A 23131-nucleotide genomic window follows, 5' to 3' on the forward strand; every position below is an offset into this window, starting at 1 on the left:
AGGCGTTGCGTCAGTCGAAATCGATTGGCCTGGCCGTCCGCCTTCGCGAGCAGGCTCGCTCCCACAGGGGGTCTGCGGCGCCGCCAGACAGTGGGAGCCAGCCTGCTGGCGATGGCGTCGGTGCAGACACCGCAGGGGCGGCGCGAAGCTGGCTCAGGCTTTCTTGGGCGGTGTGGGGTTGGCGTCGAAGGTGTGCGGCGGCGCCACCTGCAAGGTGGTGACCGAGCCCTGTGCCGACAGCGAATACGTCACCTTGGAGATCAACATGTCGCCGTCGAAGCCGAGCACCGGATCCTTGACCCGCACCAGCGTGTTGTGCCGCCACAGGTCGCCGTTGGACTGGCGCCAGCCCTGCACCTGGTAGGTGGTGGACTGCGCCCGGCCCATACGGGTGGCGCTTTCCCACTGGGCGCGCTGCTGGGCGAGCTCGAAGGTCAGTTGCGTGCCTTCGTTGATCACCGTCGTGCGCCGGCGCTTGAAGGTCAGGTCGGCGGCCACCGATTCCACTTCGCTGGCCGCCGCCCCGCTCTTGGCGTCGGTGCCCTTCTGCTGGCCGATCACCCGGTATTCGGAGAACACCTGGCTGTAGTCCATCGGCGCACTGGCCGAGAGGATGTTCTTGCCCAGCTCCAGCGCATCGCTGGCGCGCCCGCTGCTGCCGGGCTTGGCCAGCACCAGCCGGCCCTGCTCGTCATCGGTGGAGTACACCCGGAACAGCGAGAGCAAGCGGTCGATGGACTGGAACACGGTCTCGCCCGGCACGATGGTGTGCTTGGCCAGCCGCGAGGTCTCGGGAATCTCGTTGACCACCGTCTGCGAATACTCCATGGCCAGGGCCTGGACGATGCTCAGCAACGGTTGCTCCTGCCATTGGCTCGGCCGGTTGGTCGCGGCGCAATCGACCAGGTCCTGGGTCTTGGAACTGCCTTCGACCGACAGGCTGATCTGCCGCCCGTCGTAGCGGATGGGGGCCTTGAACACGTACCCGGTCAGCACCAGGTCCTTGCCGATCCTCACCTCGCACGGGTCGCCGGGCTTGATCCGGCTGTCGGTGGTCTGCCCCGGCCACTGCCAGGTGATGTCGAGCTTGAAGGTGCGGAACTGCCGCTCAAGGTCGGCGGTGATCTCCACGCTCTTCCAGCCGCCGTACTCCACATCATTGACGGTCAGCGTGACGCGGTTGTCTATCTCGCTCATGGCTCACTCCCCGGTGACTTTCACATCGTTGGGCGAGAAGCCGGGATGCGTGATGCCGTTGCGCTGGATCACTTCGGTGACCCGGGTGGCGTCGGCGAACTGCTTGTACGCCACCACCACGGCCGGAAAGCTTTCCTGGAACGACTTGCTGACCTGGCGCACGCCGGAGGTGGCCACGGCCTGAAGGTGCGCCTTGAGCGCATCCTTTACGTCGCTGATGGCTTGGTAGTGCGCGGGGCTGGCCTTGTCGAGCATCGGGTTGATCGCCTCGACCAGCGCGTTGCGCAAGGCTTGCAGGTCGTCGGTCACCGGCACTTCCTGACGGGTGACCGGCAGTTTGGCCTGGTGCTCCAGCGACGGCGTAGACGGCAGCTTCACCGGGGCGGTCGCCACCGGCATCGACGCCACCCACTGCGCCACCTTGACCAGTACGGTGTCCTGCACCAGGTCGGTCATGGCCTGCGCCGCGGCGGTGGTGTCCTTGCCGGTGGTGAGCTTCGGCGCGTCGGCCTTGCGGATGGCTTCGAGCTGCTGGGACACGTCGGCGATCACGCCACGGTAGCCCTCCTTCGCGAAAGCCTTGAGCTCCTTGATGTCGCCGAGAAGCCCCTTGAACTCCGCCGCCACTTCCTTGGGCAACTCCTTCACCGCCTTCACCAGCTCCGTGATCTGCCGGTACTGATCGATCAGCGGCTTGAGCTGTTCCTTGATCACGTCATACACCCCGGTGAGGCTGTTGCGCAGGTTGGCGATGCCGATCCGCGCGGCCTTGATCAGGGTCATGGCCTGCTCGAAGCGCGCCACCGCCGAGCCCAGCAGCGTGTCGGCCTTGGCCAGCAGCACCTTTTGGGTGCTGACGGTCACGGTCGGGAACGGCAGCGGCACATCGGGGTAGAACTTCAGGGTGAAGGTCACCAGCCCGCCGTCCTGGCGGGTGTGGGTCATGTCGCACTCGCCGACCTTGACCTGCAGGCGCCCCAGCCACGGGTGCACCAGCTCGCCGCTGCCCTGCTCCAGCGCCTTGAGCAGCTTGTCGCGCTGCTCCAGGCAATCGGGGCCGACGATGAGCGCCGTCACGTCATGGATCTTGGCCTGCTGGCCCAGGTCCTCGAAGAACGGCAGGTCGCGCTGCGGGTATTCGTGCAGCTGCCCCTTGCGGCCGACCGGGGTCTTCGCCTGGTCGATCCAGAAGCCGACGCCGCGAAAGGACGCCGGCAACAAACGGTCACGCCAGCTCATTGGAACCTCCCATGGACAGCGAGCGATAGCCGATGCGCGAACTGAGCGCCAGCCCCGGCTGATTGGTTTGCGGTTGATCGGTGCGCAGCCCCGCCGGCGCATTTTCGAAGCGGACCGTCAGGCCGCCTTCCAGTTGCGTGCGGTTGTTGGCGGCGCTTTGCTGGATCAGGGCACCGGAACTCTGCGGCAGCGAACCGCCCTGCAACGCGGCGGCGCCTTCAGGATTCGAACCGCCGAAGAACGCCGGCGCCAATTCACCCTTGCCTTCGGCGTTGGTGCGGCGCTGCGCTTCGGTCAGCCCTTCGACCTTGCCGGTGACCTTGGCGATCAGGCCGGCGAAACCGCCGTCGAACAGTTCCTTGATCGGAGCGATCACGGTCTGCAGCTTCTGCCACAGCTCGCCGAACCACTCGGTGATCGGGCCCCAGTTCTTGATGATCTGCCCCAGGGGCGACCACTCGAACATCGTGTGCAGGAACTCCATCACCGGTGCGGCCAACGCTTTCACCACATCCCACAGCGCGGCGAACACTTGGCTGACCGGTTGCCAGTACTGGGCGATCTGCTCCAGCGGCGACCATTCGAACAGGGCCGCGAAGAAACTCTTGACCTGTTGCGCCGACGCCAGCAGCGCTGCCCAGACCGGCTCGAAGAAGGTGACGATGCTGCCCCAGTTGTTGATGATCAGCCCCAACGGGGAATAGTCGAACAACGTGACGAAGAAGCCCTTCACCGCCTGCGCCGCCGGCAGCAGCGAGGCCCAGAGCGACGCGAAGTACCCGGTGATCGCACCCCAGTGGTTGATGACCATCCCCAGCGGCGTCCAGTCGAACAGCCCTTTGAGGAACGCCGTCACCGGCACGCTCAAGGCCTTGAGCAGTTCCCAGATCGCCGAGAACAGCCCGGTCAGCGGTCCCCAGTTTTCGATGATCATGCCCGCCGGCGACCAGGAGAACAGCGTCCTGAAGAACTCGAACACCGGCGCGGTGACCGCCTTGACCTTGTCCCAGACGCCCGCGAAGAACCCGCTGACCGGTTCCCACAACGCCGCCAGCGCCTGGAGCGGCCGCCAGTCGAGCACCGACCGCAGCAACGCCATGGCGTTGGCCGCGGCGCTTTTCACCCCGTCCCACAACCCGCTGAAGAAGGCGGAGATCGGTGTCCAGTTGGCCACGATCAGGCCGGCCGCCACGGCAATGCCCATGGCGATCAGCATGATCGGGTTGGTCTTGAGCACCATGCTCATCAGGTCGAAGACCTGGGTCGCGCCGGTCACGGCGGTCTGCATCGCCGAAAACGCGATGGCCCCCGCCGCCAGGCCTTCGACCAGCTTCGGGTTGTCGTTGAGCAGGCTGCCGACCTGGGTCAGCATCGGCTCCAGCGCCACCACCAGCGTGCCCACCGCCGGCAGCAGCGCGGCATCCACGGCGGCCGACACCTTCTCCATCGATGCGCTGAATACGTTGAGGTTCTGCGCGGCGGCCTTCGGCGCGGCGGGCATGTCGACGGTTTTCGCCGCATCGCCCACCTCGGTCAGCTTGCCCTGGAACGCCGCCGCCGACTTGATGCCATCCACGAACGGCGTGATCACGCTGCCGCCCTTGAACAGGCCGCTGATGTCCAGCTTGCCGAGGCCGGTCTGCTCGAGGTTTTTCTTGAAGCTGTCGACCTTCGCCCGCAAGGCACCGAGCTTGGGCGACAGCTCGTCGATGCCCGTGAGCAGCACCGACGCCTTTTCCTTGGTTTCTGTCTCTGCCATCACTGCACCTGCTGCATCGCATTGATCCGTTGCGCGTGCTCCAGCGATTCGCGAAGCACATCCAGTGGCCTGGCCATCATCTGTTCGGGGTCAACCTTCCAGAACCAGGCCAGGTCATAGGCGACCGAAATCAGGTCGGTGATGGCTCCGACGCCGCACTCATGAAAAAACTCGCGACGGCCCAGCTCAGCGCGTTGAGGTCAGCCAGGTCCAACTGGTTGACCGACGACGGCGGAATGCCGGCGCACACGGCGATGTACTTGGCCGCGACGTCCATGTCGAGACTGACTTCTTCGCTCTTGTCGATCTTGTACGGCAGCGCCTTGATCGCCCGCACTTCCTGCACCGTCGGACGGCGCAGGACGAGTTCGGTCAGGGGCTCGCCGTGAGCTTCGATCGCAACTTGAAGCTTCACGGCGCCGCTCATTGCCAGGTCCCCTTGATGCCTTCGAACTTCAGTTCGATGGTGGCGTCATCGCCCTTGGAGACCGGCTCTTCGACCAGGTAGGCGCCGGCCAGCACGTAGACCTTGCCGTTGCTGAATTCGCAGGTGACGGTGATGTCGGTGCCTTCGACCAGCTTCTTCAGCGGGAAGTCGGCGGTGTGCAGCGCGGTCACCTTGAACGATGGCGCGATGTCGGTTTCCTTGTAGAAGCCCGGCACGACGGTCTCGCGCTTGACGGCCATCAGCGGGGCTTCGCAGCCGCCGTTGATGGTCAGTTGCGCGCCGTCCACTTTCACGTAGCAGGTGCCTGCAATCAGTTGACCCATGGTGTTACTCCCTTCAAAAAAAAGCCCACGCGGGGTGGGCTGGATTCACAGAACCGAACGGGCCGCTCAGGCGACGTCGTCGTACTGCAGGCGGAATTGGTTGAGCAGCGCGAACACGCGCAGGCCGTTGATGTAATCCGGCGGGAACAGCACGTTCACGCGGCTCGGGTCCTGCACGTCGCGCTCGACGATCAGGTGCTCGGCGAACAGCTCGGCGTTCTCCACATGGCCTTCCAGTTCCAGCTTGGCGTACTGGGCGATCAGCTCGCCGCGAATGGTCGCCGGGGTGACGATCGGCTGGCCGGCGCCGAAGCGGGTGCCGTCGGAGGCCAGCTTGTGGCGGCCGTACTTGCTGGTGATCACGCTTTGCAGGCGACGCACGATGTACGCCGACTGGTGCATGGTCTCGCTGTCCAGGTAGGAGTTGTCGGCCTGGCCGAACGCGTTCTTCTGGTAGGTGGTGATCGAGCGCTGGATGCGCACGTAGCCGCCTTCGTAGTAGGCGGTGGCGATGCCGTAGTTGAGCAGCGACTGACGCTCGGTCAGGGTGAAGCGTTCGCTGGCCGGTGCCGGATCCACGCCCGGCAGGCTGCCGCTCTGGGTCGGACGGCTGGCGTCGGCGGAGATGAACACCGAAGTGCGCGCGGCGAGCGCGGCGGCCTGCACCCAGACCGGCTGCGGAACGCCCGGCTCCAGGGCCTGGATGGTCATGTGCTGGTCGTTGCGGGCCTGACCGGCCGCCACCAGGGTGCCGACGGTGCCGCGCTTGGCGCTGTACACGTGGCCGAACAACTGCTTGGCCCAGGACCAGCGGCCGGTGCTGTCGTCCATCACCGCTTGCCAGGTGTTGAGGGTGGCCAGGTCCGACCACGGCAGGCAGATGAACTCGAACGGCTCGTCGCCCAGTGCGGCGACCGCCGCGACCTGGTCCGGCACGCCGGTGCCGCCGCCCATGACGGTGGTGACCGCGACGGTCAGACCGGCCGGGGTCTCTTCGCCGTTGCTCTTGCCCAGGCGGTTGAACTGCAGGCTGATGTCGTTGCCGCTGGCGCCGGTCCACTTGGCGCTCAGGGTGATCACGCCGTCGGCGGCGGCCGCGCTCACCGGCAGGTCGGCCGTGGCGTTGATCTTCTGCACCAGGGCCGTGGCGGCCTGGGCGGCGGTGGCGCCGTTGACCACGGTGGCCTGCACACGCACGCCGCCGACGTACAGGTTGAGCTGGCCGGCCTGGGTGGCGGTGCCGGTCAGGGTCAGCACGCCCTTGGCGATGCTGCCGTCGGTGCTGTGCAGCGGCAGGCACCAGATCTCGCCGACCGGGTCGGTCTTGCGGAAAGTCTCGTACATCGAGGCCAGCATCGAGCCTTGGCCGCCGATGCTCTTGGCCAGCGCCACGCTGGACACCAGCACCAGCTTGCCGACGTCGGCCGGGGCGATGTTGTCGTTGACCTGGGCCACGATCAGGCGGCGCATGGCCGACGTCGCGCTATTGGCCGCCGAGTTGTCCATTTCGGCATAGAACAGCGGTACACGAATGTCCGCGGGGATGTTGCTGAATCCGATCGCCATTATTTGGCTCCCTGTGGTTTAGCCGCTTTCGCGGTTTTGATGGTGATGTCGCCGTCGGCCAGGCGCCGGCGCCACCAGGCGCTGTCCGTCACTTCGCGGCCCTCCTGGGGCAGCAGGTCGCCCGCTTCCGGGTCAGGCACGGCACGGCCGGCGGCCGGCAGCACGGTGATGCGATTGCTCATGGGGTTACGTCTCCAGAGAAAGTCATTTCCAGGCGCCCGTCGGGCCCCGGGCGTTTGAGGTTGGGGTCGGCCGGGTCGATCGCATCGACCCGCACAGTGACCCCGGTGAAGGACGACAAGCCGTCCAGTTCGCGTTCGTGCCAACTCTCCGCAGGCTGACTCGCCAGATTGCGGCCGAGCTGGAACTCGGCAAAAAAGCGCAGCCGGTACAGGACGCGGCTGCCGTTGATCGAAACCAGTTCGCCGCCGTCGTAGGCGATGGCGCTGTAGTCGCCGCCGGGCTTGAAGCCCACCAGCGCGCGCCACAGTTCGGCGCGCAGTTCGTGCAGCCGGTCCAGCGCTTTTGCGGCGTCCGTGGCGTCCAGCACGAGGACGACGTCGAAGCGGTCGCGCACCGGTTGCCGTGCGGCGTTCTGCGCGGTGCTGGCGCCGGCCAGGTCGGCTTGCGGCGTGACCCAGGCCGACGGCAGCGGCAGGTTCGGATCGTTCAGGTCGCCCCCGGCCGCCACATGGTTGGCCAAGCCGGGGCATTGCTCACGCAGCTGCGTGAGGATCGGGGTGATCTTCATGGGTGCGTTCCAAAGTCGGGGGGATGAGGATCTGCAGGCTCGCGCCCACAGGGGGCATGCGAAGTCAGGCTTTGGCGTCGGCCTTTGGATCCAGGCCGCTTGCCTCGATGAGGCAGCGGTAGCTTTCCTCGCGCTTGCCGCTGGCGGTGACCTTGTCGATGGACCAGCGCCCGCGCATGAAATCCGGCCAGGTATCGTCAAGCACCAGCAGGCCCTCGGCGGACAGCCTCGGGTCGCCGGGGCAACTGACCTTCACCTTGTATTTCTCCCGCAGCATCTTGCGCACTTCGCCCTCGCCCACGGCTTTGGCCTCTTCCTCGCTGGGCAGGGTCTGGCGAAGGGTCTTGTACGGTGCAAGGCCGGTCTTGACCTCCCGCATCACGCAGGCGGCGGCATCCCAGAACGTGGTCTTGCAGCCTTGGTTCTGCGTGCGGGCGGTCTCTTCCAGGACGGCGCTGATGAACGCGTGGTCGCCGGGGCGGTTGTCGCTCGTCACCGACAGCCGGACGTCCGGCAACACCTTGCCGGACAAGGACTTGACCTGCCCCGGCCGCGCCAGCACATACAGTTCGTTCACCGGTTTGGCGATCACCTTGTACTTGCCGGCCAGCCGTGTGATGAAGCCCATGTCGGTCTCGTTCGACTGGTCGACGTGGGCGATCCGAATCATCGCCAACGCGGGATCGACCCGCGGCGAAAAGCCGTGCCGCGACACCAGCTCGCGAAACAGCGCGCCGAGGGTGGTGGGGCCGTGGCTGGCCGTGCGGCGCTGCTTGAAGCCGGTCTCGTCCTTGGCGCTGAACGGCGCCGCCGTGGCCACCAGCGTGAGGCGCAGCGGAAACAGGGTCGGCGTGAGGCGGGTGACCTTGAACTGGCCCTTGTCGACCAGGCCGGATTCCAGGTAGCCCACCCGCAGGCCGATGTTCCCGCCCAGGGTCGGCAACCCGGCGAGGCCTTCCAGGTCGAGCACCAGCGTCAGCTGGTCGGACTCAAGCCCGGCGGCATCGATGTGTTCCCAACTGATCAGGCGTTGGTTGAGCAGGGCCGCGTTGGCCCCGTAGATCTCGACCGACGGCGTGAATCCCAGTGCCATGCCGCCTCCTTAGTCCCAGGCCGTGACCGGTTTGATCGCGGTGGGTTTCGTGTCGAGTTCGGGCAGCGTCACCCAGACGTCCGCCGGCAGGACCGGGCCCTGCTCGGCCAGCGCCGGATTGAGCGCCCACAAGGCCTCTTCGGCCTGATCGTCGCTGCGGCCCGACTCGCGGTAGAGCAGCAGGTTGACCGAGTCGCCGGCCACGCTCCGTACCTTACGCATTGTTGAACTCCGCCAGTTCGAGGGTCCAGTCGACGACCATCGCCGTGCCGTCGTCGATGACCTGGCTCTGGTTCTCCTGGATGTTGTTGATCCGCCACAAGCCCCAGTTGCGACCGATGCCGTCGATCAACGGCAGCGGCATGCGCAGGGCCTGCAACGCCCGCAGCTCATCGAGCCGCTCCATGGCCACGGCGTGCATCGATTTGCCGGTGACGGTCAGGGTTTGCGGTTTCTGCCCGGTCTGATGGGCCTTGGGTTTGCTGGTGAGGATCGGCAATTCGCTCCAGCCGCCGTCGGACTTGCGCGCCAGCGTGCTGTAGGCGAAGCCGCGGGACAGGCCGAAGATGAAACTGCCCAGTGCCATTTGCTGTTTCATCCGGCGACTCCATCGGTCAGGGCCGCATCACGGCGGGTGGCGAGCGGGTTGTGGGTGAGCATCGGCAGGAACTGGCCATGGAACTGCCCGCTCAGTTGCTGCCCGATGATCGTGCGGATCTGCTCGGCCGTGTCCGGTGCCGGGCACGTGACCTGGATCGACGGCGAAAAGGTGACCTGCTGGGTCTGGCTCGGGGCGTTGACGAGGTTCTTGGCGACGTCTGCCGGCGGCGCGAGTTTGTCGACCGCCGGGGCGGCCAGTTTCTCTCCCAGCCAGGCACCTGCCGTTCCGCCGATGACGCCACCGATGGCCGTGCCGATGCCCGGCAGCAAGAACGATCCGATAGTGGCGCCGATGGCCGTCCCGGCCAATTGGCCGGCCGCCCCGCCCACCGCTTGATCATCGCCTTCACGCCAGCCTTTCAGGCCTTTATAGGCGGCGCCGGCAAGCATCAGCGGCGTCGCGGCCTTGCTGACGAAGGGCACCGCCCTGGCCATCAGCGGCATGACCTTGGCCCCGGCACTGCGCAACGCGGGCATGACGCGGGCGGCGGCGCCCCTGATCGACGGCATGACCTTGAGCGCCGCGCTGCGCAGACGGGCCAGCGGGCTTTGGCGCACGGCGCCTGCCCGGGGCTGGGCGGGCTTGGCGGGAGCCTTGGCCCCCTTGCCTTGGCCCGGTTTGCGGCCGGACCGTTTCTTTTTGCGCCCGCCGTCACCCTCATCGTCACCGGTGATCATGTCGCCGATGTCGGACGGCAAACGCGCCGCCGCCAGGCGCAGCAGCCTCCCGGAGACCGCATCGAGCACCGAGGACACGCCGGTCTTCAGCGCGCCGGCCACGAACGGCGTGGCGGCCACCCCCAGCAACGTCAGCGCTGCCGTGACGAACGGGAACGTCTCGGCTGCTGCGCTCAGCCCGTTGACCAGCGCCGTGAGCCCTACGGCAATGCCATCGGTCACCGGCGCCAGCGCCGTGCCGACGGACGTGGACAGCCTGTTGAGGCTCGCGTCCAGTGCATTCCAGCGCCCCTGGGAGGTATTGCCGTAGGCCTCGGCGGTCGCGGCCGCCGATCCTGCGCCCTCGCCGCGTTTGGAGGTCGCGTACTGAGATTTGTCGGCCACCAGCCTGAAGGCAGTGCTGACATCCTCCGGCTTCTTCAGCAGTTCGAGCACCGCATCGTTGTTGCCGAACAGCGTCTTGGTCAGCGCAGCCTGTTTCTCTTCAGGCTGTTTCCTGAGTTCTTCAAGCACCAGCTTGATCGTCTGCGGCGCATCGCCGCTCATGCCGCGGGCCAGCGACTCAGGGTTCAGGCCCATCTGCGCCCAGGCTTCGCGTTGCGCCGAGGACGCGGTTTCGCCCTTGCCCAAGGTCGCCGTGAAGCTCTTCAGCGCCGCCCCGGCGTCGGCCTTGCCGGCGCCGCTGTTGAGGAACGCGGCCGCCAATGCGGCCACTTGCTCGGGCGTCATGCCCGTCGCTTTCGCGCTCTCGCCGGCACTCTGAACGACAGCGCCGATGTCGGCGGCCTTGACGTTCAGGCCGCTGTTGCCCAGATGGCTGGTCGCGTCGGCCAGGTCCTGGCTCTGCAACCGGTCGAGCTTCAGCGTCGTGCGCCAGCCGGCCAGCATCTCGCCGGCCGCCTTGACGTCGATCTTGAACGCCGACGCGTTGAGGGCGGCATCGCTGGAGAACGTCTGCAACGCGTCCCGCTTCTGCTCGCCCTTCAAGCCATCGCTGATGCCGGACCTGAGGGCGGCCAGCTGCACCTGCAGCAAGTCCGCCCCCGTGGCGCCGCTGGGGGCGATCCGTTTGTCGCTGGCGGTTTCCAGGTTCTTTTCCGAGAGGGCCTGAAGCGATTCCTTGCTCAGGTGCAGCACCTGGTTCAGCTCGACCAGCGCCGTCTCGTTGGCCATGGCCGACTGAAGGCCTTTGGGCGGCGGACGCTGTTCGATCTCGGCCTTGAGCTTCGACTTCGGCTCAGGAGCCGCCGCCGGGGCTGCGGCCCCCGCCTTGAACAGTGATTGCTGGCTGACCAGCTGCTCGCGCAGCTTGATCTGCTCCTGGGTCAGCAAGCGGATGTCCACGCTCGCCAGGGCCAGCGTCAGGTTCAAGTCCTGCAGCGGCTTGCCCAAACCCTCGGGCATCACCAGTGCGCCTGCGCTGTTGCCGCCCTCACCGGCGTAGGTGAGCGCATATCTGTTTTCTGCCATGCCGCCCTACTCCTGTTTCACGCCAAGGCGAGTGATCGCTATGTCGTAGCGGCGCAACGCCTTTTCGGCGTCCCATTCCAGAATCTCCGCCTCACTTACCGGGTAAATGAGCGGCACGACATCGAGGATCACTTCGATGTCGCGCTCCGAAAGTAGGCCGCCGGCTGGTTTAAAAAATCGTCGATGCGCACCTGCAGCTGCGTCCAGTCCGGGACGCTCAGGTGGGCCAGATCGGGGATCATCAGGCCGGTGCAATGGGCGGTGATGAATTCGGCGCGTTCCTTGGCCGTCTTCAGTTTCTTCATCACTTTGGTGGCGCGCAGCGCGGGCATTTCCAGGCTCAGCGAGGTCACGGTGCGGCCGGTCACGGCGAGCGGCTGCAGCAGCTGCACTTCGTCCGGGTCGTCCGAACGCCTGGCGTCTTCGGCCTGGGCGAGAAAGTGCGACGCCGGTTGGGTGGACATCTCGTGCACGTACTGGGCGATGCTCACGTAGTCCGGGCGCTTGAGCTGGTCGAGTTCCTTGACCGACAGCCCGGTGGCCAGCAGCGCCAGCTCGAAGAACTGATCGTCCTCGTCGTCGCCGGCGCGCTCCAGCGCTTCTTTCTGCGCGGCGTAGAACAACGGCTTGAGCTGGATCTGCGCGATCTCGGCCCCGTCGTCGCCGGTGATCGGCGACAGCAGGTCATGCTGGGGTGGCATCCACGACATGAATGAATTCCTTGGTGATTCTTGAGAGGGGTGTTGCTTGATGCCCGCCAACCCGGCCCCGCTGCGGGAGCGGGCCTGCCTGCGATGGCGTCAGGCCTTATCGCCAGCAGGCTGGCTCCCACAGGGGATCGGTTGGCTGCGGGGATCGGCTTACGGCATCAGCACCGCGCGGCGTGCGTCGCCGAGGATGTCCACGCCGTTGAGCACGAACTTCTGGGTGCGCACGTCGATGTCGATCACCGGCACGCCGTTTTCCAGGCGGTTGTAGGTGCGGCAGGACAGCTCCAGGGTGGTCTTGGGCTTCTCGCCCATTTTCACGGTGCCTTCCTCAAGGGATTTCAGCTTGCCGCCGACGGTGTGGTAGGTGAACCAGGTGTTGCCGTCCTGGTCCTGGCCGGCCTCGCGCACGTTCAGCAGGATGTCGTCGCCCAGCTTCACGCCCAGGGCCAGCATGACTTCGGGGCCTGCGCCCTGGAGGATCAGCTTGGCGCCCAGGGCCTTGGCGCTCTTGGCCATTTCCTCGACGATGAAGCGGCCGCCCGTCATGTTTTCCATGTCGAACTCGATCTTCGGCGCCGTGAACTCTTCCACGGTCGCCGACAGCGGCAGGCCTTGCAGGGTGGCCGCGATGGCCTGGCGGTTGCGGTTGGTAAACATTAGAGAACGTCCTCCAGGAACTGCTCGATGATTTCATCGCGGGCGTTGAGTTGGTAAACCATGTGTTCGTTCGGCGCGTAGCGGCCGTAGTCGATGACCACGTACCAGGTGCCGTTCTTGTACTTCTCGACGCTGTTGAGTTCCGGGTGCAGGTACACGCTGCCGCCGGGGATGGTTTCGTCGGCGACCAAGGTCTGCAGCCAGTCGTTGATGCGCTTGACCTCCTGGTCCATGAAGGACTTGGTCAGGTTCTTGGCCATGGCCTTCTGGCCGGCCTTCACCAACTTGCGGCTGATGGCGTCTTCCAGGCCCACGTAGCTGATGAACTTGCCGGTGATCGAGCGGTTACCCAAAAGCGAGAAGCCGCCGAGGATGGTGCGGGCGTAGTAGCTCACGCCGTAGCGGTTGAGCAGGTCGCCTTCGGTGGAGGTGTCGAGGATGTTGTATTCCACGACGCGGGACACGTCCTCGGCGTAGGTCACCTGGTTGCCCGGGCTCTCCCACTGCTTGACCTTGGCCAGCGCGGCGATCGCCAGGCTCGATGGCGCGAGGAAGACGTTCTTCTTCGCCGCTTTCGAGTACACCGCCGGCATGTTGTGCACCACCAGGCAACGGTCGAAGCCCAGGTCCGCGCCGCCCAGTTCCTGGCTGTACAGCACTTGGTCCGCCACCGAGGCGTCCTTGCCGTCCAGCACCACACGGGCCTTGATGCGCTTGCCGAACGAGGCGAACTCGCCGGCCACCGCCTTGGTGCCGGTGAAGCCCGGCGCGCCGATGATGGTCAGGTCTTCCGGCACGCTGCCCAGCGCCGCCAGGCCCAGCTTGCGGCCGGTGGCCGGTTCGATGCCGCCGATCACGTTGTTGACGGTGTCGGCCGGGGTCGCGCCCGCCTCGACGATCACCACGTACACCGGCACCTTGACCACTTTGAGGATCTGGTAGACCGCGTGGTACAGGGTGCCCTCTTCGGCGCCGGTCGGATCCAGCAACGCGTGGGTGGTGAAGCTGTTGATGCGAAACGGCGCATTGCGCGGAATCAGCGGATCGGCCTTCGGCGCGGTGCCGACCAGGCCGATGACGTTGTCGCCCAGGCCGCCCATGGCCTCGGGGGATTCGGTGGCATTGACGGTGATGCCGTTGTGCTCGAAGTTCAGGACTTCAGCCATGTTCAGTCAGCCTTCTTGGCAGCGGCCTTTTTGGCCTGGGTGGTTGGGGTTTTCAGCTCAAGCCGGCCGGCGGTGTGCAGCGCGCTGGCCTCGACGTCGAGCAGGTCGAGCTCTTGGCCGACGCTCGACCAGTGACCGCCCCCGGTGGGGAACGGGACGAGCACGGTGTAGGTTTGGCGGGTTGCCATTTTTCGTTTCTCCATAAACGGGAAAGCCCCTGCGGGGAGGGGCTTGGCGGGTGTTGATTGCTTATTGGGGGAAGAAAAACGCCCCGGGGTGCGGGGCGTTCAACGGATCTGCAGCGCAATCCAGTCAGGTTGTCCAGGGCGAGCCTGTTCGTCGGGAAAGTGCTCCGACTGCGGCCAGTCGCGCAGGCGCTTCAGATAAGCCAGCAGCGTCTGGTACTGATCGACGGTCAATGTCGTCTGGCTGGACATTTCGAGTTCATCGCGATGACGCTCACGCAGCCATTTCACGCTGTCGATTTCGCCGTCGCGCCACATGCGCTCACGATTGGCTTGCGCTTCGGCATCCATCTCCGGCCGTTTGAGCACAGGGTTTCCGTCGGCATCCGCAACGATCGCCAGTGACTGTGACTGGCCGGCGAGCAGTTGCGAACGCAACTGCGCAGTGATCTTCACTGCGTCATCCGGCATGACACCGTGAACGGTGTCGTCGTAGAAACCGCCAGTGGAGGCGGCATAAAAAAGTGACATAACCTGTTCTCCTGATTACCAGCCAATCGAAATCCATGGACCATTCGGTTGGCCCGTGCTGCCGAGCGCGGAAACCGTGAAATTTGTCTTGTCACCGTACATGACACAAAGCGTGGAAGTGGCACCGGTAGACCCTATCGAGGAACTGTTGCCGATCAATGTCATGACAGAAACGTTCGGGAACGCAATCGGATAGGTCACTGTCATTTGGGCACCGGCGGCAATGGCACCGGTGGTTCCCCATTGGATGACCAGACCGCCCAGCCAGCTCGGCAGCATCAGATATCCATTGGAAGCCTTGAGCGCCGAGAATCCCCACCGCAGTTTCTTCGGCGTGACGATCGTTTGATCGTCGCTGCCGGCGTCTGTCTGGGCCTGAGTGGCGGTCTTCGCCGTGCCCTGATTGAGCTCGGTGGCTTGCTGCGCCAGAACGGCCAACGCGGAGACATCGATGTTTCCCTGGTTGAGCGGCGCGTTCCAGGCCTTGATGCACCACATGACGGCGAGGTTTCGCGGACGTGTGACGCCCAATGCGCCAGCGCTAACGGGGGTCGCGCCTGCGGTGAAGATTGCGTTGCTGACGATATAGCTAGGTGCCGTGTAGGCATCCAGGCCGTGAAACTCGGCAAGACCTGTATCCGATGCGACGTTATGCCAAAGACCGGAAACGGCCGGATTGGCATTGCTGTAGTCGTAAGTCTGTAAGCTTCCTTTTTGCCAGCTTCCTACCGCTCGCCCCGAATCCACGCCCCGCCCATGATCCCAACCGCGCAGGAATTCGCCGCGCGAATCCGGCAGGCGGAAGTTGCCGGCGCCTTCGTCACCCTTGTTGTAGGCGGTGCTCAGGTAGCTCGCCAGATCCGGGTAGGTCGCGATGCTCTGCACGCTGCCGTTGAGCTCCAGGAACCCTGGAGGAACGATGCCGGTCGGGAACGCCATGACGGCGCCGACCGGCACGGCGGAACCGAGCCGTTGGACTTCCTTGACCAGTGCGGCAACATCGATGTTTCCCTGGTTGACCGGCGCATTCCAGGCCTTGATGCACCACATGACGGCGATGTTGCGCGGACGTGACTCCGCACCACCGGTCGCTTTGGTCTGGACACTGCTCTGTGTGCCGTATTTCTGAACAAAGTTTCGTAACACTGTTCCGGCCGCAAACGTATCGGTAATGAGCTCATATTCGGTCGCATGAACGTGGGCCTTTATCTCATCGGCTTGCCAGCCGCCGAGTGCACGGCCCGAATCCACTCCTCGTCCGTGATCCCATCCCCGCAGGAACTCGCCACGCGCTTCCGGCAAGCGGAAATTGCCCGCGCCCTCGTCGCCCTTGTTGAACTTGCCGCCCAGATAGGCGCTCAGGTCGGGGTAAGTCGCGCTGCTCTTGACGCTGTTGTCCAGCTCCAGAAAGCCTGGCGGTGGGGTATCAACAGGGAAGGCAACAATCGAGCCCACCGGCAACGCCGAGGCCTTGGCGATCAGTGCTTCGACTTCGGCCTTGGTGTAGGAATCCTTGATGCCGAACCCGGCCAGAGTGTCCGGGTTCGAACCCGCCGTGGCCCGACCGTATTCGTCAACGGTCAGGCTCTTGTAGCTGCCGGCGGCAACGCCCGTGCGCCCGGCCAGCATCTTGAAGGTCAGCGCGGTCGTCCCCAGGGTGATCGGCGCATTGGTGGTCAGGTGCCACAGCGAATCGCCGTTGACGGTGCCCTCCTCGACCATCACGGTCAGGCCCGGCGTGACCTTGGCGCTGACATTGGCATCGTTGGCCCGCGTCCAGTCGCCGTTGGCCACGACCCACAGGCCGTTGTCCTTGGCCAGGGTCTGGTTCGCCAGCAGCACGCGGTCGCCGGCGACCGCCGCCACACCGTCGATCTGCTGCGCGCCGTTCGGCACCACATTGCCGGTCGCGGCCACGCGCACCGATTGCTTGCCGTCGAGCTTGCCGAGCTCTTCGGCCAGGTAGCTCATGACCCAGGCGCGGGTGGCCTTGACCACCGTGTCGTCGATCAGCAGCGTCACCAGCGACGCGTTGCTGGTCTCGAAGATCGAGCGGATGTAGAACTCTTTGCCCGAACCGGACGAGGCCAGCACCGGCTTGAACGACTCCGGATACTTGACGATGGCGTAGAGGATGCCGGTGTCGGTCCACAGCCCCGCCTCACGCACGTACCAGCCGCCGACGTCCGGCGGGATGGTGACTTCGGCGAGCAGCCAGCTCGGGTTCTTCTCGTCCTGGAACAGCGCGTTGAGCGGCCCGCGCCAGACTTCGCGCTTGAGCGCGGTGGCGGTGGCCGCCGGGTTGTAGACCGTGCCGCCGCCGTCGCCGACGGAAACCTGCGTCAGCTTGATCGGCACGCCCGCCGCCTTGCAGGCGGTCTCGTAGGCAATCCCTGCGTTGGTGAGCAGGGTGTAATAGTCAGCCATTCAGGCCCCCTGAGGATAAATAGTGAATGTTTCGACGGCGTACAGGCCGGCCGCCTTGAAGGCTTGGCCCGTCGCTTCGAGCCCTTCGATGAACACCGGATAGACCGTGGTCAGTTCGCCGCAGAACGTCGCGGCGCCGACCGAATGGCTGCCGAAGGCGCTCAAGCCCACCGACACCGACAGCACATCCCGTTCGCTCTTGGCGTCAGCCAGGCGCCGGTCGAGCCGGGCGTCGATCTCTTCGCTGTAGGGCTGCTCGGAAAACGCCCGCACCGAAAAGCTGTAGGGCGTGCCGGGCGGGGTCTGCTCGTACCAGGCGCGCACCTCGGGACGCAGTTGCAGGCCCTTGGCGGCGTTTTCCAACGCCGTGCGGGTGCCGGCCCGGCGCGCGGTGGGCCAGGCCAGTTCGACGGTCAGGCGCTTCTCCGCCTCCGGCGCGTCGGTGCTCCATTCGGCGACCCCACGGTCCGCCGCCAGATACGGCAGAAACGCCACCGGCGTCTGCTTGGGATCCATCAGCTCGGGAAACGGCGGCGCGATGCGGTCGAGCAAAGCGCCGAAGCCAATGTCCAGCGCGCGCTCAAGCGGTGAGCTGTTGGCCGGCAGCAGCGTCGGGCGCTGCGTTTGATCGCTCATAGCGTCTGCACCTCGACCTCGACCGCGGTGCAGTACGGTGCCTGGAACGCGGTGGTGACGATGGGCGCCAGCGGTTCGAGGATCTGCAGCTGCACGGCGCCGGCGCTGTGCAGCGTGTAGTCGATCCAGCTCGGGTCGACCCGCCCTTCCAGGCGGTGGCAACTGTCGGCGTAGGCTTGCAGGTGCTGCTCGGCGGCGACCTGGGTCAGGCCCGAATCGGGGCCTGAGTTGATCTTGGCCACCACGCGGATCTTGTAGCGCTGGATGTCGGCGCCGCGCACGGTGACCTTGTCGGTCTCCGGGCAGACGTCAGGCCGGGCGAAATGTTTGCGCACGCCGTCGAGCAACGCGGCGGACGGCGTGCCGTCGCCCTCCCGCGCCAGCACGGTGACCTGCACTTCGCCGGGCGCGGTGCGCCGGCCGTTGCCGTCCTTGACCTGGGCGGCGAGGCCGTCCGGGTCGAAGGTGTAGGTGACGTTCACCACGCCGGCGTCGGTGGATGCCACCTTCACCGTCGGCCGTTCGCCGAGGGTGAAGACCTCGCGGCGGTACTGCATCCGCGACCCCGCCGCCGGCGCATGGGGCGCCAGGTAGTAGCGCAGGCGGGCGTCGTCGTCGCTTTCGTACACCGGCGGCACCGGCGGGAAAGCGGCCGGATCGCCCGGATCGAGCAACTGCCGCTCCAGGCCCATGTCGGCCAGCCGCGCGTCCAGGTTGCTGCCGGTGGCCCACCACGCCAGCATCTGCTTGATGCGGGCGTTGTACTTGCGCTCATGGGTCTGCAGGCGCACGCAGAACGCTTCGAGGGCCAGGGTCAAAAGTTCGCTTTCGTTCTCCAGGCTGGCCTTGAGCTTCTCGGCGCTCTGCGGGGCGCGGGTGCCGACGTAGTCGACGACGAAGGCCTTGAACTCGGCGAGCAAGTCCTCGAACGCGTCGATGGCGATCAGCGCAGGTTCAGCCAACTGGTTCTGGCCGGGGATCAGCATGCTCATGTCACGACCTCGAAAGTCTGTTGGCGGTTTTTCCAGGTGCCGGCGAAACGCAGCAGCAGACCGGCGCCCTGCCGTGTGGCGACGATCACCTGCGGCTGGAAGTCGCCGATGCCGTTCTGCGGGTTGTAGAAGGCCTGGGCCGCATGGCTCTGGGCCAGGAGCAGGACGTCGTCGCCCAGGTTGCGGCCCAGCAAGGTGGGGATCAGGGAGCCGTACAAGGGCCGTTTCTGCCGGGTGCCCAGCGGCGTGGTCAGGGCCCGGGTCGCGCGCTGCACGAACTGCAGCCAGTCGTCGACCGTGGCCCCGGTGTCTCTATCGATTCCGATCATGGAAGGCTCTCGGGTCAGGGGCTGATGACGCGGCCCTGGTGATCCACCAGCGGGCCGCTGAAGTGCACGCCCGCCGCATCGATCGTCAGGCCGGCGCCGCCCAGTTGCAGGTTGATCGCCTGCGCGGTCATCGCCAGGCGCGCCGGGCCGATGCTCAGCTCCAGCGATTCGCGGGAGCCTTTGAACGCGGCCGGGCCGTTCTGCCAATGCAGGGTGTGGGTGGCGTCGTCATAGCCGCTTTCGCTGCCGTCCCCGTGTACCCGACGGGTCAGCGTCGGCACCGTGGAGGCCGGCGGAAACCGGTCGCTGTTCAAGCCGAACAGCGCCACGCTCTGCGCGCCGCTTTCGCCGCTGCCGTAGTTCAGCAGCAGGCACTGCTCGCCCGGCGTGGGGATCCGCGATTCGCTCTGCGCCCCGGCGCTGGGGTTGAAGAACTTGATGGACGGCGTCAGCAATCCGCCGTGACTGACCCGGCAGGTATTGCCGGCGGCATCCACGTCCTGGCACACGCCGATGCGGCAGAAACTCTCGGCGCGGCGGTGCAGGTCTTCGACTTCCGCTTCCATCTCGGCCAGCCGCTCGATGATCGGCCCCAGTTGCATGCGTATCAGCGCATCGAACACGGCTCAGGCCTCCAGCGAGGTGTATTGGTCGGGGTCGTCGATGTCGCTGACTTCCCAGGTGCGGGCGAATTTCGGGGTGCCGAGCGGGTCGTCGAGCAAGGTCGGGCCGAGGTAGAGGGTCTGGATGAACGACAGCGTCCAGGCCTTGTGGGACTGCCCGTCCCGCACCAGCAGCGACGGCACGCCGTCGAGGTTCAACGGCCGGTCGCATTGGTCGCCGGGCAAGCCCCAGCGGTTGTCGGTGGCCAGGTTCTTCAGTGCGGCGATCAAGTCGCAAGCGGCAAACGCACTGGCGGCAAGCGCCGGGACGACCTGCAGCGACAGCGTCAGCACATGGGCGATGCGCCCGTCGGCCGCCCGCTCGCCCGGGCCGTTGCGTTCGATGTCGATCAGCACCCAGGCCTTGTCGCCCGGGGCGGTGAATTCAGGGTGGGCGCCGACCTGCACATCGAGGCCGGCGGCGTTGCGCAAGGTTGTCGCCATCGCCGTGAACAGCTGCGAAGGCTGCTGGATCGGTGCAGGCATGCATGACCTCCTTTTCGAATGTCCACACGAAACCCCGCCGCCGGACGGCAGCGAGGACTGGATGTGAAGGGGTTACTGCGGATCGTGCGGCGGCGGTTCGCTCAAGCCCATGCGCTTGGCGGCCCAGCGCTCGTAGAGGCCGATGGCGACGTCCGCGCCGGCCATGGCCGTCAGGCAGCCGAAGGCGCCGGCGGCCCAGATCGACAGGCCGGCGGCGTACAGCAGCATGATCGCGGAGACCCCGCAGATCATGCAGGCGCCGGAGCGCAAGGCCAGCCGGCGCAGCAGCGCCCAGCCCCGGGCGCCTTCCTTGTCGGCGCGCCACATCTCGCCGGACACCCCGCCGACGACGGCCAGGAGGATGACCAGCCAGATCGGCATGTCCGCCAACGCTTGTTGCTCGTTCGTCATGTCACGCCTCCAGGGTGCGTTGATGGATGGGGGGGAAACCGCCGGTGCCGGGCACCGCCTCGGGTGGATGCGCCGATCCGGGATTACAGGCGTTCAACGATGACGTTGTCGATGAAGGCATAGTTGGCGTACGGATTCTGCTCGTTGAAAAAGGCCAGCGTCGTTTGCGCGGTGGTGGCGGTGAAGTCGTAGGTGACGGTGCTCCATTCGACCGCGACGCCTTTGGCGACCGGCGTGTCGAAGCTGACGGTCTGCCCGGCCACCTTGACCTGCACGACGCCGCTGCCGGAACGGCTGGCGAAGCGAGAGTTGCCGGCGCTGAAGGTCAGGCGATACTTGGCGCCGGGGGTGGTGGCGAAGTTCTGCTGAATGCCGCCGCCGTTGCCGTAGACATAGTTGGCCAGGTCAACGATCACCACGCCGTCCGCCGCAGCGGAACCGCCGATAGAGGCCGGCATGTTGAAGTACTCGGCACCGGACAGGAACGTGGTCCAGCCGGTGATGAAGTTGGCCTTGGCCGGGGTGTCCAGGATGCAGCTGCCGCTGCAGCCCGGCTGTTCGAAGCTGCCGTTGACCAGCAGGTTGGCCGCCTTCACATTGCCTGCGGCGCCCAACAGCGCGGCGGTGGCGAGAAGCGGTGCGATGTATTTTTTCAGAACGTTCATGTGTTCACCTGTCGAGTGGAATGAGGGGGTTGAGCTGCCTGGGCAGCCTTCATGTCGCTCACGGGCGATGGCTCGGGGCTCGCGGCCCTCACATGATTCAGCGTCCCGCATCGGGAACATTTGATCTGGAGCTCGGCACACTGGCCCACGCGGGCAAGCAGCCTGTTGCAGTGTCCGCATCTGCAGTCTTTCAACATCTGCAACGGGCCTTCTTCATGGGCGGGATCCTTCCTTTTCGCCGGTGCGGCGCAACGCCTTACGGCAGTTGCGGCCAAGCGATGGTCACCGGGAAACCCGGCTGCTTGTTGACCTGGCCGAACGCGACGCAGTATTCCTTGAAGGCCGTCAGGTAGGCCTGTTCGGCCGAGGTGGCTACGCCCAGGTCGACCTTGAACTGCAAGCCCGACGAGGCGACGCTGGCCATGACGTTGTCGAGCCGGCGGACTTTCTCGTTGCGCATTTGCTCGCCCAGCACCGATTGCGGCCACGGGAACCCCGAATTGAAGGTCCAGACCCCGTCGGTGTTGACGGCGTTGTAGCCGTAATCGACCTGCGAGTTCACGGTGCCGGTGATGTCGACCCAGAGCTGGCTGGCCGGAAACTCTTCGGTGATCGGGTTGACGGTTTCAAAAATGTTGTCGACCTTGCCGTCTACCACACGGGCATACTTTTTCAGGCTCATTGTTCACTTCCTTGATGGATTGCCGACATGTCGGCGTTCGTGTTTCTGTTTGCACAAGGCAGGCATTCCAAAAAGCCCGGCGCCAGGCCGGGCTTTTCAGCAATGCACTCCTTTGCCTTCCTTTCATTCCCTAAAACCGAAAGGAAGCTGACTTTTCGGCGCTGCTGGCGCGGTACGAGTCCGTTCAAATTGTTCCTCCGGCCGCGGTCCCTGCCCGCCGGATAACTGCTCTTGGTGCTTTACGCTGCACACCCGGGTCAGTTGCCAACCCTCTGAACCGTTGAGGCCGGTTCATCGCTGCCTGTTCTTGTGGAACTAAAGAGCGGTCTTGCCAGCCGCTTTGTCGAGCGGCTTGGTGGCAAGAATATGCACTCATGCATATGCAGTCAATGCAAAAATGCATTTATTTATGCGCAGCAAATGCACGGACGCATGAAAGCCCCGCCGCTCTTGGCTTCGGCCGTTTTCGACAGGCGAAAAAAAACCCGCCGAGGGGCGGGTTCTGTCAGGCAGGGGTGGTGCTATCGGGCGTACATGCCCCACCAGAAGACGTGACCGATGATGACGATCTGCTCTTCCTGGATCTCCTGGAAGCTGTAGTCCTCGTCCGGATGTTCGTCACGGTTGAAGCTGCGCAGGCGGATGCCGGTGGGCAGGCGATAGAGCTGCTTCACCCGCAGTTGGCCATTGTGGTTGATGGCGTAGAGATCGCCGTCGACGATGTCGCCGATGCCGCTCTTGCCGGCGTTGACGCCGACCGTGGCGCCGTCGCGCAGCACCGGCAACATGCTGTTGCCGCGTACCGTCACGCATTTGGCCTGGTCGAACTGCACACCGTTGTGACGCAGGCTGCGCTTGCCGAAGCGCAGGCTTGAGCGTTCGCTCTCTTCCACGACGAATCTTCCTGATCCTGCAGCCAATTCAACCTCACGAAGAAAGGGCACCGACACCTCGTCGTCATCGACAGGGGTGTCGTCGTCCCACAGGCTTATGTCCTTGAGTTCCGCATGCACGTCATGGCGCGCGCCGGCAGCCGCCGGCGCAATGTCGGCGCGCCCGCGCAACTGATCGGTGCTCACGGCGAAGTACTCGGCGATCTTCGAGATGTGCTTGTCCGAAGGATCGACGATCTTCCCGCTGAGGATCCGCGAGAGAGTGGATTGAGGCACGCCGGTGCGACGGTGAAGCTCCGTGGGGGAGATCCCGTGCCGGTCGAGCAGTGCTCTTAATACGGTAGATACGTTGCGTTTTTGCATAACGCGCATAGTGCTTGAAGAATTCGGCGAAGACAAATGCTGATTTGCATATTTTCTGCATAATCACGTTTTTTACGGCATGAACCCGTCACTCGACCGCCATCCCTGCGCCCGACAGACCGCCCATGGTAATCTTGCGCCCATCGCGGAAA

Annotated in this window: 29 protein-coding genes; all 29 read right to left on the reverse strand. The window is 65.4% G+C overall.

The features are described 5' to 3' along the window. Nucleotides 1-153: 153 nt before the first annotated feature. Complete coding sequence (locus CAG33_RS06185; RefSeq protein ID WP_085581488.1) at nucleotides 154-1197, reverse strand: phage baseplate assembly protein; 1044 nt, start codon at nucleotides 1195-1197, stop codon at nucleotides 154-156. A gap of 3 nt (nucleotides 1198-1200) precedes the next feature. Continuing rightward, nucleotides 1201-2436, reverse strand: coding sequence for a DNA circularization protein (locus tag CAG33_RS06190; RefSeq protein WP_085632102.1), 1236 nt, complete (start codon nucleotides 2434-2436; stop codon nucleotides 1201-1203). Then, the gene (locus tag CAG33_RS06195) at nucleotides 2423-4195 is read right to left on the reverse strand and encodes a phage tail protein (RefSeq protein WP_085637382.1); all 1773 of its coding nucleotides are present in this window, start codon (nucleotides 4193-4195) and stop codon (nucleotides 2423-2425) included. The genes CAG33_RS06190 and CAG33_RS06195 overlap by 14 nt, the downstream gene beginning before the upstream one ends. 130 nt (nucleotides 4196-4325) lie before the next feature. Further along, the gene (locus tag CAG33_RS06200; RefSeq protein WP_003222226.1) at nucleotides 4326-4622 is read right to left on the reverse strand and encodes a phage tail assembly protein; all 297 of its coding nucleotides are present in this window, start codon (nucleotides 4620-4622) and stop codon (nucleotides 4326-4328) included. Next, nucleotides 4619-4966: a phage tail tube protein gene (locus tag CAG33_RS06205; protein ID WP_085581482.1), complete on the reverse strand. Its 348-nt coding sequence runs from the start codon at nucleotides 4964-4966 to the stop codon at nucleotides 4619-4621. Before CAG33_RS06205 ends, CAG33_RS06200 begins: the two co-directional genes overlap by 4 nt. A gap of 66 nt (nucleotides 4967-5032) precedes the next feature. Beyond that, a complete protein-coding gene (locus CAG33_RS06210) occupies nucleotides 5033-6532 on the reverse strand; it encodes a phage tail sheath subtilisin-like domain-containing protein (RefSeq protein WP_085581480.1) in 1500 nt (499 codons plus the stop codon). Continuing rightward, nucleotides 6532-6714, reverse strand: a complete 183-nt coding sequence (locus CAG33_RS06215) for a DUF2635 domain-containing protein (protein WP_085581478.1) — start codon at nucleotides 6712-6714, stop codon at nucleotides 6532-6534. The genes CAG33_RS06210 and CAG33_RS06215 overlap by 1 nt, the downstream gene beginning before the upstream one ends. Continuing rightward, nucleotides 6711-7283 carry a hypothetical protein gene (locus tag CAG33_RS06220; RefSeq protein WP_085632096.1) on the reverse strand — a complete coding sequence of 191 codons (573 nt, stop codon included), beginning with the start codon at nucleotides 7281-7283 and terminating at the stop codon, nucleotides 6711-6713. The genes CAG33_RS06215 and CAG33_RS06220 overlap by 4 nt, the downstream gene beginning before the upstream one ends. 64 nt (nucleotides 7284-7347) lie before the next feature. After that, complete coding sequence (locus tag CAG33_RS06225) at nucleotides 7348-8376, reverse strand: phage tail protein (protein ID WP_085637385.1); 1029 nt, start codon at nucleotides 8374-8376, stop codon at nucleotides 7348-7350. Nucleotides 8377-8385: 9 nt separating this feature from the next. Beyond that, nucleotides 8386-8598 (reverse strand): tail protein X, encoded by a 213-nt coding sequence (locus CAG33_RS06230; protein ID WP_085581471.1) that lies wholly within the window; start codon nucleotides 8596-8598, stop codon nucleotides 8386-8388. Continuing rightward, nucleotides 8591-8974 carry a phage tail protein gene (locus tag CAG33_RS06235; RefSeq protein WP_085581469.1) on the reverse strand — a complete coding sequence of 128 codons (384 nt, stop codon included), beginning with the start codon at nucleotides 8972-8974 and terminating at the stop codon, nucleotides 8591-8593. The genes CAG33_RS06230 and CAG33_RS06235 overlap by 8 nt, the downstream gene beginning before the upstream one ends. Then, complete coding sequence (locus CAG33_RS06240; RefSeq protein WP_085637388.1) at nucleotides 8971-11184, reverse strand: phage tail tape measure protein; 2214 nt, start codon at nucleotides 11182-11184, stop codon at nucleotides 8971-8973. The genes CAG33_RS06235 and CAG33_RS06240 overlap by 4 nt, the downstream gene beginning before the upstream one ends. A gap of 128 nt (nucleotides 11185-11312) precedes the next feature. Beyond that, a complete protein-coding gene (locus CAG33_RS06245; protein WP_085632088.1) occupies nucleotides 11313-11894 on the reverse strand; it encodes a phage tail assembly protein in 582 nt (193 codons plus the stop codon). A gap of 150 nt (nucleotides 11895-12044) precedes the next feature. Then, the gene (locus tag CAG33_RS06250) at nucleotides 12045-12551 is read right to left on the reverse strand and encodes a phage major tail tube protein (RefSeq protein ID WP_085581463.1); all 507 of its coding nucleotides are present in this window, start codon (nucleotides 12549-12551) and stop codon (nucleotides 12045-12047) included. After that, entirely contained in the window at nucleotides 12551-13717 is a 1167-nt protein-coding gene (locus CAG33_RS06255; protein ID WP_085581461.1) for a phage tail protein, read from the reverse strand. The genes CAG33_RS06250 and CAG33_RS06255 overlap by 1 nt, the downstream gene beginning before the upstream one ends. Nucleotides 13718-13719: 2 nt before the next feature. Then, nucleotides 13720-13905, reverse strand: coding sequence for a hypothetical protein (locus CAG33_RS06260; RefSeq protein ID WP_085581459.1), 186 nt, complete (start codon nucleotides 13903-13905; stop codon nucleotides 13720-13722). Nucleotides 13906-14004: 99 nt separating this feature from the next. Beyond that, the gene (locus CAG33_RS06265; RefSeq protein ID WP_085581456.1) at nucleotides 14005-14433 is read right to left on the reverse strand and encodes a phage tail assembly chaperone; all 429 of its coding nucleotides are present in this window, start codon (nucleotides 14431-14433) and stop codon (nucleotides 14005-14007) included. Between the two features lie 15 nt (nucleotides 14434-14448). After that, a complete protein-coding gene (locus CAG33_RS06270; RefSeq protein WP_085637391.1) occupies nucleotides 14449-16860 on the reverse strand; it encodes a phage tail protein in 2412 nt (803 codons plus the stop codon). Further along, on the reverse strand, nucleotides 16861-17496 hold the full coding sequence (locus tag CAG33_RS06275) for a phage tail protein I (protein WP_085637393.1): 636 nt from the start codon (nucleotides 17494-17496) through the stop codon (nucleotides 16861-16863). Continuing rightward, nucleotides 17493-18488 (reverse strand): baseplate J/gp47 family protein, encoded by a 996-nt coding sequence (locus tag CAG33_RS06280; protein ID WP_085581450.1) that lies wholly within the window; start codon nucleotides 18486-18488, stop codon nucleotides 17493-17495. The genes CAG33_RS06275 and CAG33_RS06280 overlap by 4 nt, the downstream gene beginning before the upstream one ends. After that, nucleotides 18485-18817 carry a phage baseplate protein gene (locus CAG33_RS06285; RefSeq protein WP_085581448.1) on the reverse strand — a complete coding sequence of 111 codons (333 nt, stop codon included), beginning with the start codon at nucleotides 18815-18817 and terminating at the stop codon, nucleotides 18485-18487. Before CAG33_RS06285 ends, CAG33_RS06280 begins: the two co-directional genes overlap by 4 nt. Before the next feature lie 14 nt (nucleotides 18818-18831). Beyond that, nucleotides 18832-19440 carry a phage baseplate assembly protein V gene (locus CAG33_RS06290; protein ID WP_085581446.1) on the reverse strand — a complete coding sequence of 203 codons (609 nt, stop codon included), beginning with the start codon at nucleotides 19438-19440 and terminating at the stop codon, nucleotides 18832-18834. A 3-nt stretch (nucleotides 19441-19443) separates the two neighbouring features. Beyond that, entirely contained in the window at nucleotides 19444-19965 is a 522-nt protein-coding gene (locus tag CAG33_RS06295) for a hypothetical protein (protein ID WP_085581444.1), read from the reverse strand. 72 nt (nucleotides 19966-20037) lie between these two features. Beyond that, nucleotides 20038-20376 carry a phage holin family protein gene (locus CAG33_RS06300; protein ID WP_085581442.1) on the reverse strand — a complete coding sequence of 113 codons (339 nt, stop codon included), beginning with the start codon at nucleotides 20374-20376 and terminating at the stop codon, nucleotides 20038-20040. Nucleotides 20377-20459: 83 nt separating this feature from the next. Further along, nucleotides 20460-21041 carry a DUF642 domain-containing protein gene (locus CAG33_RS06305; RefSeq protein WP_085581440.1) on the reverse strand — a complete coding sequence of 194 codons (582 nt, stop codon included), beginning with the start codon at nucleotides 21039-21041 and terminating at the stop codon, nucleotides 20460-20462. Then, on the reverse strand, nucleotides 21038-21238 hold the full coding sequence (locus CAG33_RS06310; RefSeq protein ID WP_085581438.1) for a Com family DNA-binding transcriptional regulator: 201 nt from the start codon (nucleotides 21236-21238) through the stop codon (nucleotides 21038-21040). The genes CAG33_RS06305 and CAG33_RS06310 overlap by 4 nt, the downstream gene beginning before the upstream one ends. A 59-nt stretch (nucleotides 21239-21297) precedes the next feature. Continuing rightward, nucleotides 21298-21723, reverse strand: coding sequence for a tail fiber assembly protein (locus tag CAG33_RS06315; RefSeq protein ID WP_256575481.1), 426 nt, complete (start codon nucleotides 21721-21723; stop codon nucleotides 21298-21300). After that, on the reverse strand, nucleotides 21720-21911 hold the full coding sequence (locus CAG33_RS28175; protein ID WP_139831343.1) for a hypothetical protein: 192 nt from the start codon (nucleotides 21909-21911) through the stop codon (nucleotides 21720-21722). The genes CAG33_RS06315 and CAG33_RS28175 overlap by 4 nt, the downstream gene beginning before the upstream one ends. A 333-nt stretch (nucleotides 21912-22244) precedes the next feature. Continuing rightward, nucleotides 22245-22979, reverse strand: coding sequence for an XRE family transcriptional regulator (locus tag CAG33_RS06320; protein ID WP_085581436.1), 735 nt, complete (start codon nucleotides 22977-22979; stop codon nucleotides 22245-22247). Between the last annotated feature and the right edge of the window lie 152 nt (nucleotides 22980-23131).

It is taken from the genome of Pseudomonas sp. B3(2017) (assembly GCF_002113595.1).
Taxonomy (GTDB): domain Bacteria; phylum Pseudomonadota; class Gammaproteobacteria; order Pseudomonadales; family Pseudomonadaceae; genus Aquipseudomonas; species Aquipseudomonas ekonensis.

Coding starts and splice junctions, on each gene's coding strand:
- CAG33_RS06185 (WP_085581488.1), bottom strand. CDS start 1,197: ATGAGCGAGATAGACAACCGCGTCACGCTGACCGTCAATGATGTGGAG.
- CAG33_RS06190 (WP_085632102.1), bottom strand. CDS start 2,436: ATGAGCTGGCGTGACCGTTTGTTGCCGGCGTCCTTTCGCGGCGTCGGC.
- CAG33_RS06195 (WP_085637382.1), bottom strand. CDS start 4,195: ATGGCAGAGACAGAAACCAAGGAAAAGGCGTCGGTGCTGCTCACGGGC.
- CAG33_RS06200 (WP_003222226.1), bottom strand. CDS start 4,622: ATGAGCGGCGCCGTGAAGCTTCAAGTTGCGATCGAAGCTCACGGCGAG.
- CAG33_RS06205 (WP_085581482.1), bottom strand. CDS start 4,966: ATGGGTCAACTGATTGCAGGCACCTGCTACGTGAAAGTGGACGGCGCG.
- CAG33_RS06210 (WP_085581480.1), bottom strand. CDS start 6,532: ATGGCGATCGGATTCAGCAACATCCCCGCGGACATTCGTGTACCGCTG.
- CAG33_RS06215 (WP_085581478.1), bottom strand. CDS start 6,714: ATGAGCAATCGCATCACCGTGCTGCCGGCCGCCGGCCGTGCCGTGCCT.
- CAG33_RS06220 (WP_085632096.1), bottom strand. CDS start 7,283: ATGAAGATCACCCCGATCCTCACGCAGCTGCGTGAGCAATGCCCCGGC.
- CAG33_RS06225 (WP_085637385.1), bottom strand. CDS start 8,376: ATGGCACTGGGATTCACGCCGTCGGTCGAGATCTACGGGGCCAACGCG.
- CAG33_RS06230 (WP_085581471.1), bottom strand. CDS start 8,598: ATGCGTAAGGTACGGAGCGTGGCCGGCGACTCGGTCAACCTGCTGCTC.
- CAG33_RS06235 (WP_085581469.1), bottom strand. CDS start 8,974: ATGAAACAGCAAATGGCACTGGGCAGTTTCATCTTCGGCCTGTCCCGC.
- CAG33_RS06240 (WP_085637388.1), bottom strand. CDS start 11,184: ATGGCAGAAAACAGATATGCGCTCACCTACGCCGGTGAGGGCGGCAAC.
- CAG33_RS06245 (WP_085632088.1), bottom strand. CDS start 11,894: ATGTCGTGGATGCCACCCCAGCATGACCTGCTGTCGCCGATCACCGGC.
- CAG33_RS06250 (WP_085581463.1), bottom strand. CDS start 12,551: ATGTTTACCAACCGCAACCGCCAGGCCATCGCGGCCACCCTGCAAGGC.
- CAG33_RS06255 (WP_085581461.1), bottom strand. CDS start 13,717: ATGGCTGAAGTCCTGAACTTCGAGCACAACGGCATCACCGTCAATGCC.
- CAG33_RS06260 (WP_085581459.1), bottom strand. CDS start 13,905: ATGGCAACCCGCCAAACCTACACCGTGCTCGTCCCGTTCCCCACCGGG.
- CAG33_RS06265 (WP_085581456.1), bottom strand. CDS start 14,433: ATGTCACTTTTTTATGCCGCCTCCACTGGCGGTTTCTACGACGACACC.
- CAG33_RS06270 (WP_085637391.1), bottom strand. CDS start 16,860: ATGGCTGACTATTACACCCTGCTCACCAACGCAGGGATTGCCTACGAG.
- CAG33_RS06275 (WP_085637393.1), bottom strand. CDS start 17,496: ATGAGCGATCAAACGCAGCGCCCGACGCTGCTGCCGGCCAACAGCTCA.
- CAG33_RS06280 (WP_085581450.1), bottom strand. CDS start 18,488: ATGAGCATGCTGATCCCCGGCCAGAACCAGTTGGCTGAACCTGCGCTG.
- CAG33_RS06285 (WP_085581448.1), bottom strand. CDS start 18,817: ATGATCGGAATCGATAGAGACACCGGGGCCACGGTCGACGACTGGCTG.
- CAG33_RS06295 (WP_085581444.1), bottom strand. CDS start 19,965: ATGCCTGCACCGATCCAGCAGCCTTCGCAGCTGTTCACGGCGATGGCG.
- CAG33_RS06300 (WP_085581442.1), bottom strand. CDS start 20,376: ATGACGAACGAGCAACAAGCGTTGGCGGACATGCCGATCTGGCTGGTC.
- CAG33_RS06305 (WP_085581440.1), bottom strand. CDS start 21,041: ATGAACGTTCTGAAAAAATACATCGCACCGCTTCTCGCCACCGCCGCG.
- CAG33_RS06310 (WP_085581438.1), bottom strand. CDS start 21,238: ATGTTGAAAGACTGCAGATGCGGACACTGCAACAGGCTGCTTGCCCGC.
- CAG33_RS06315 (WP_256575481.1), bottom strand. CDS start 21,723: ATGAGCCTGAAAAAGTATGCCCGTGTGGTAGACGGCAAGGTCGACAAC.
- CAG33_RS06320 (WP_085581436.1), bottom strand. CDS start 22,979: ATGCAAAAACGCAACGTATCTACCGTATTAAGAGCACTGCTCGACCGG.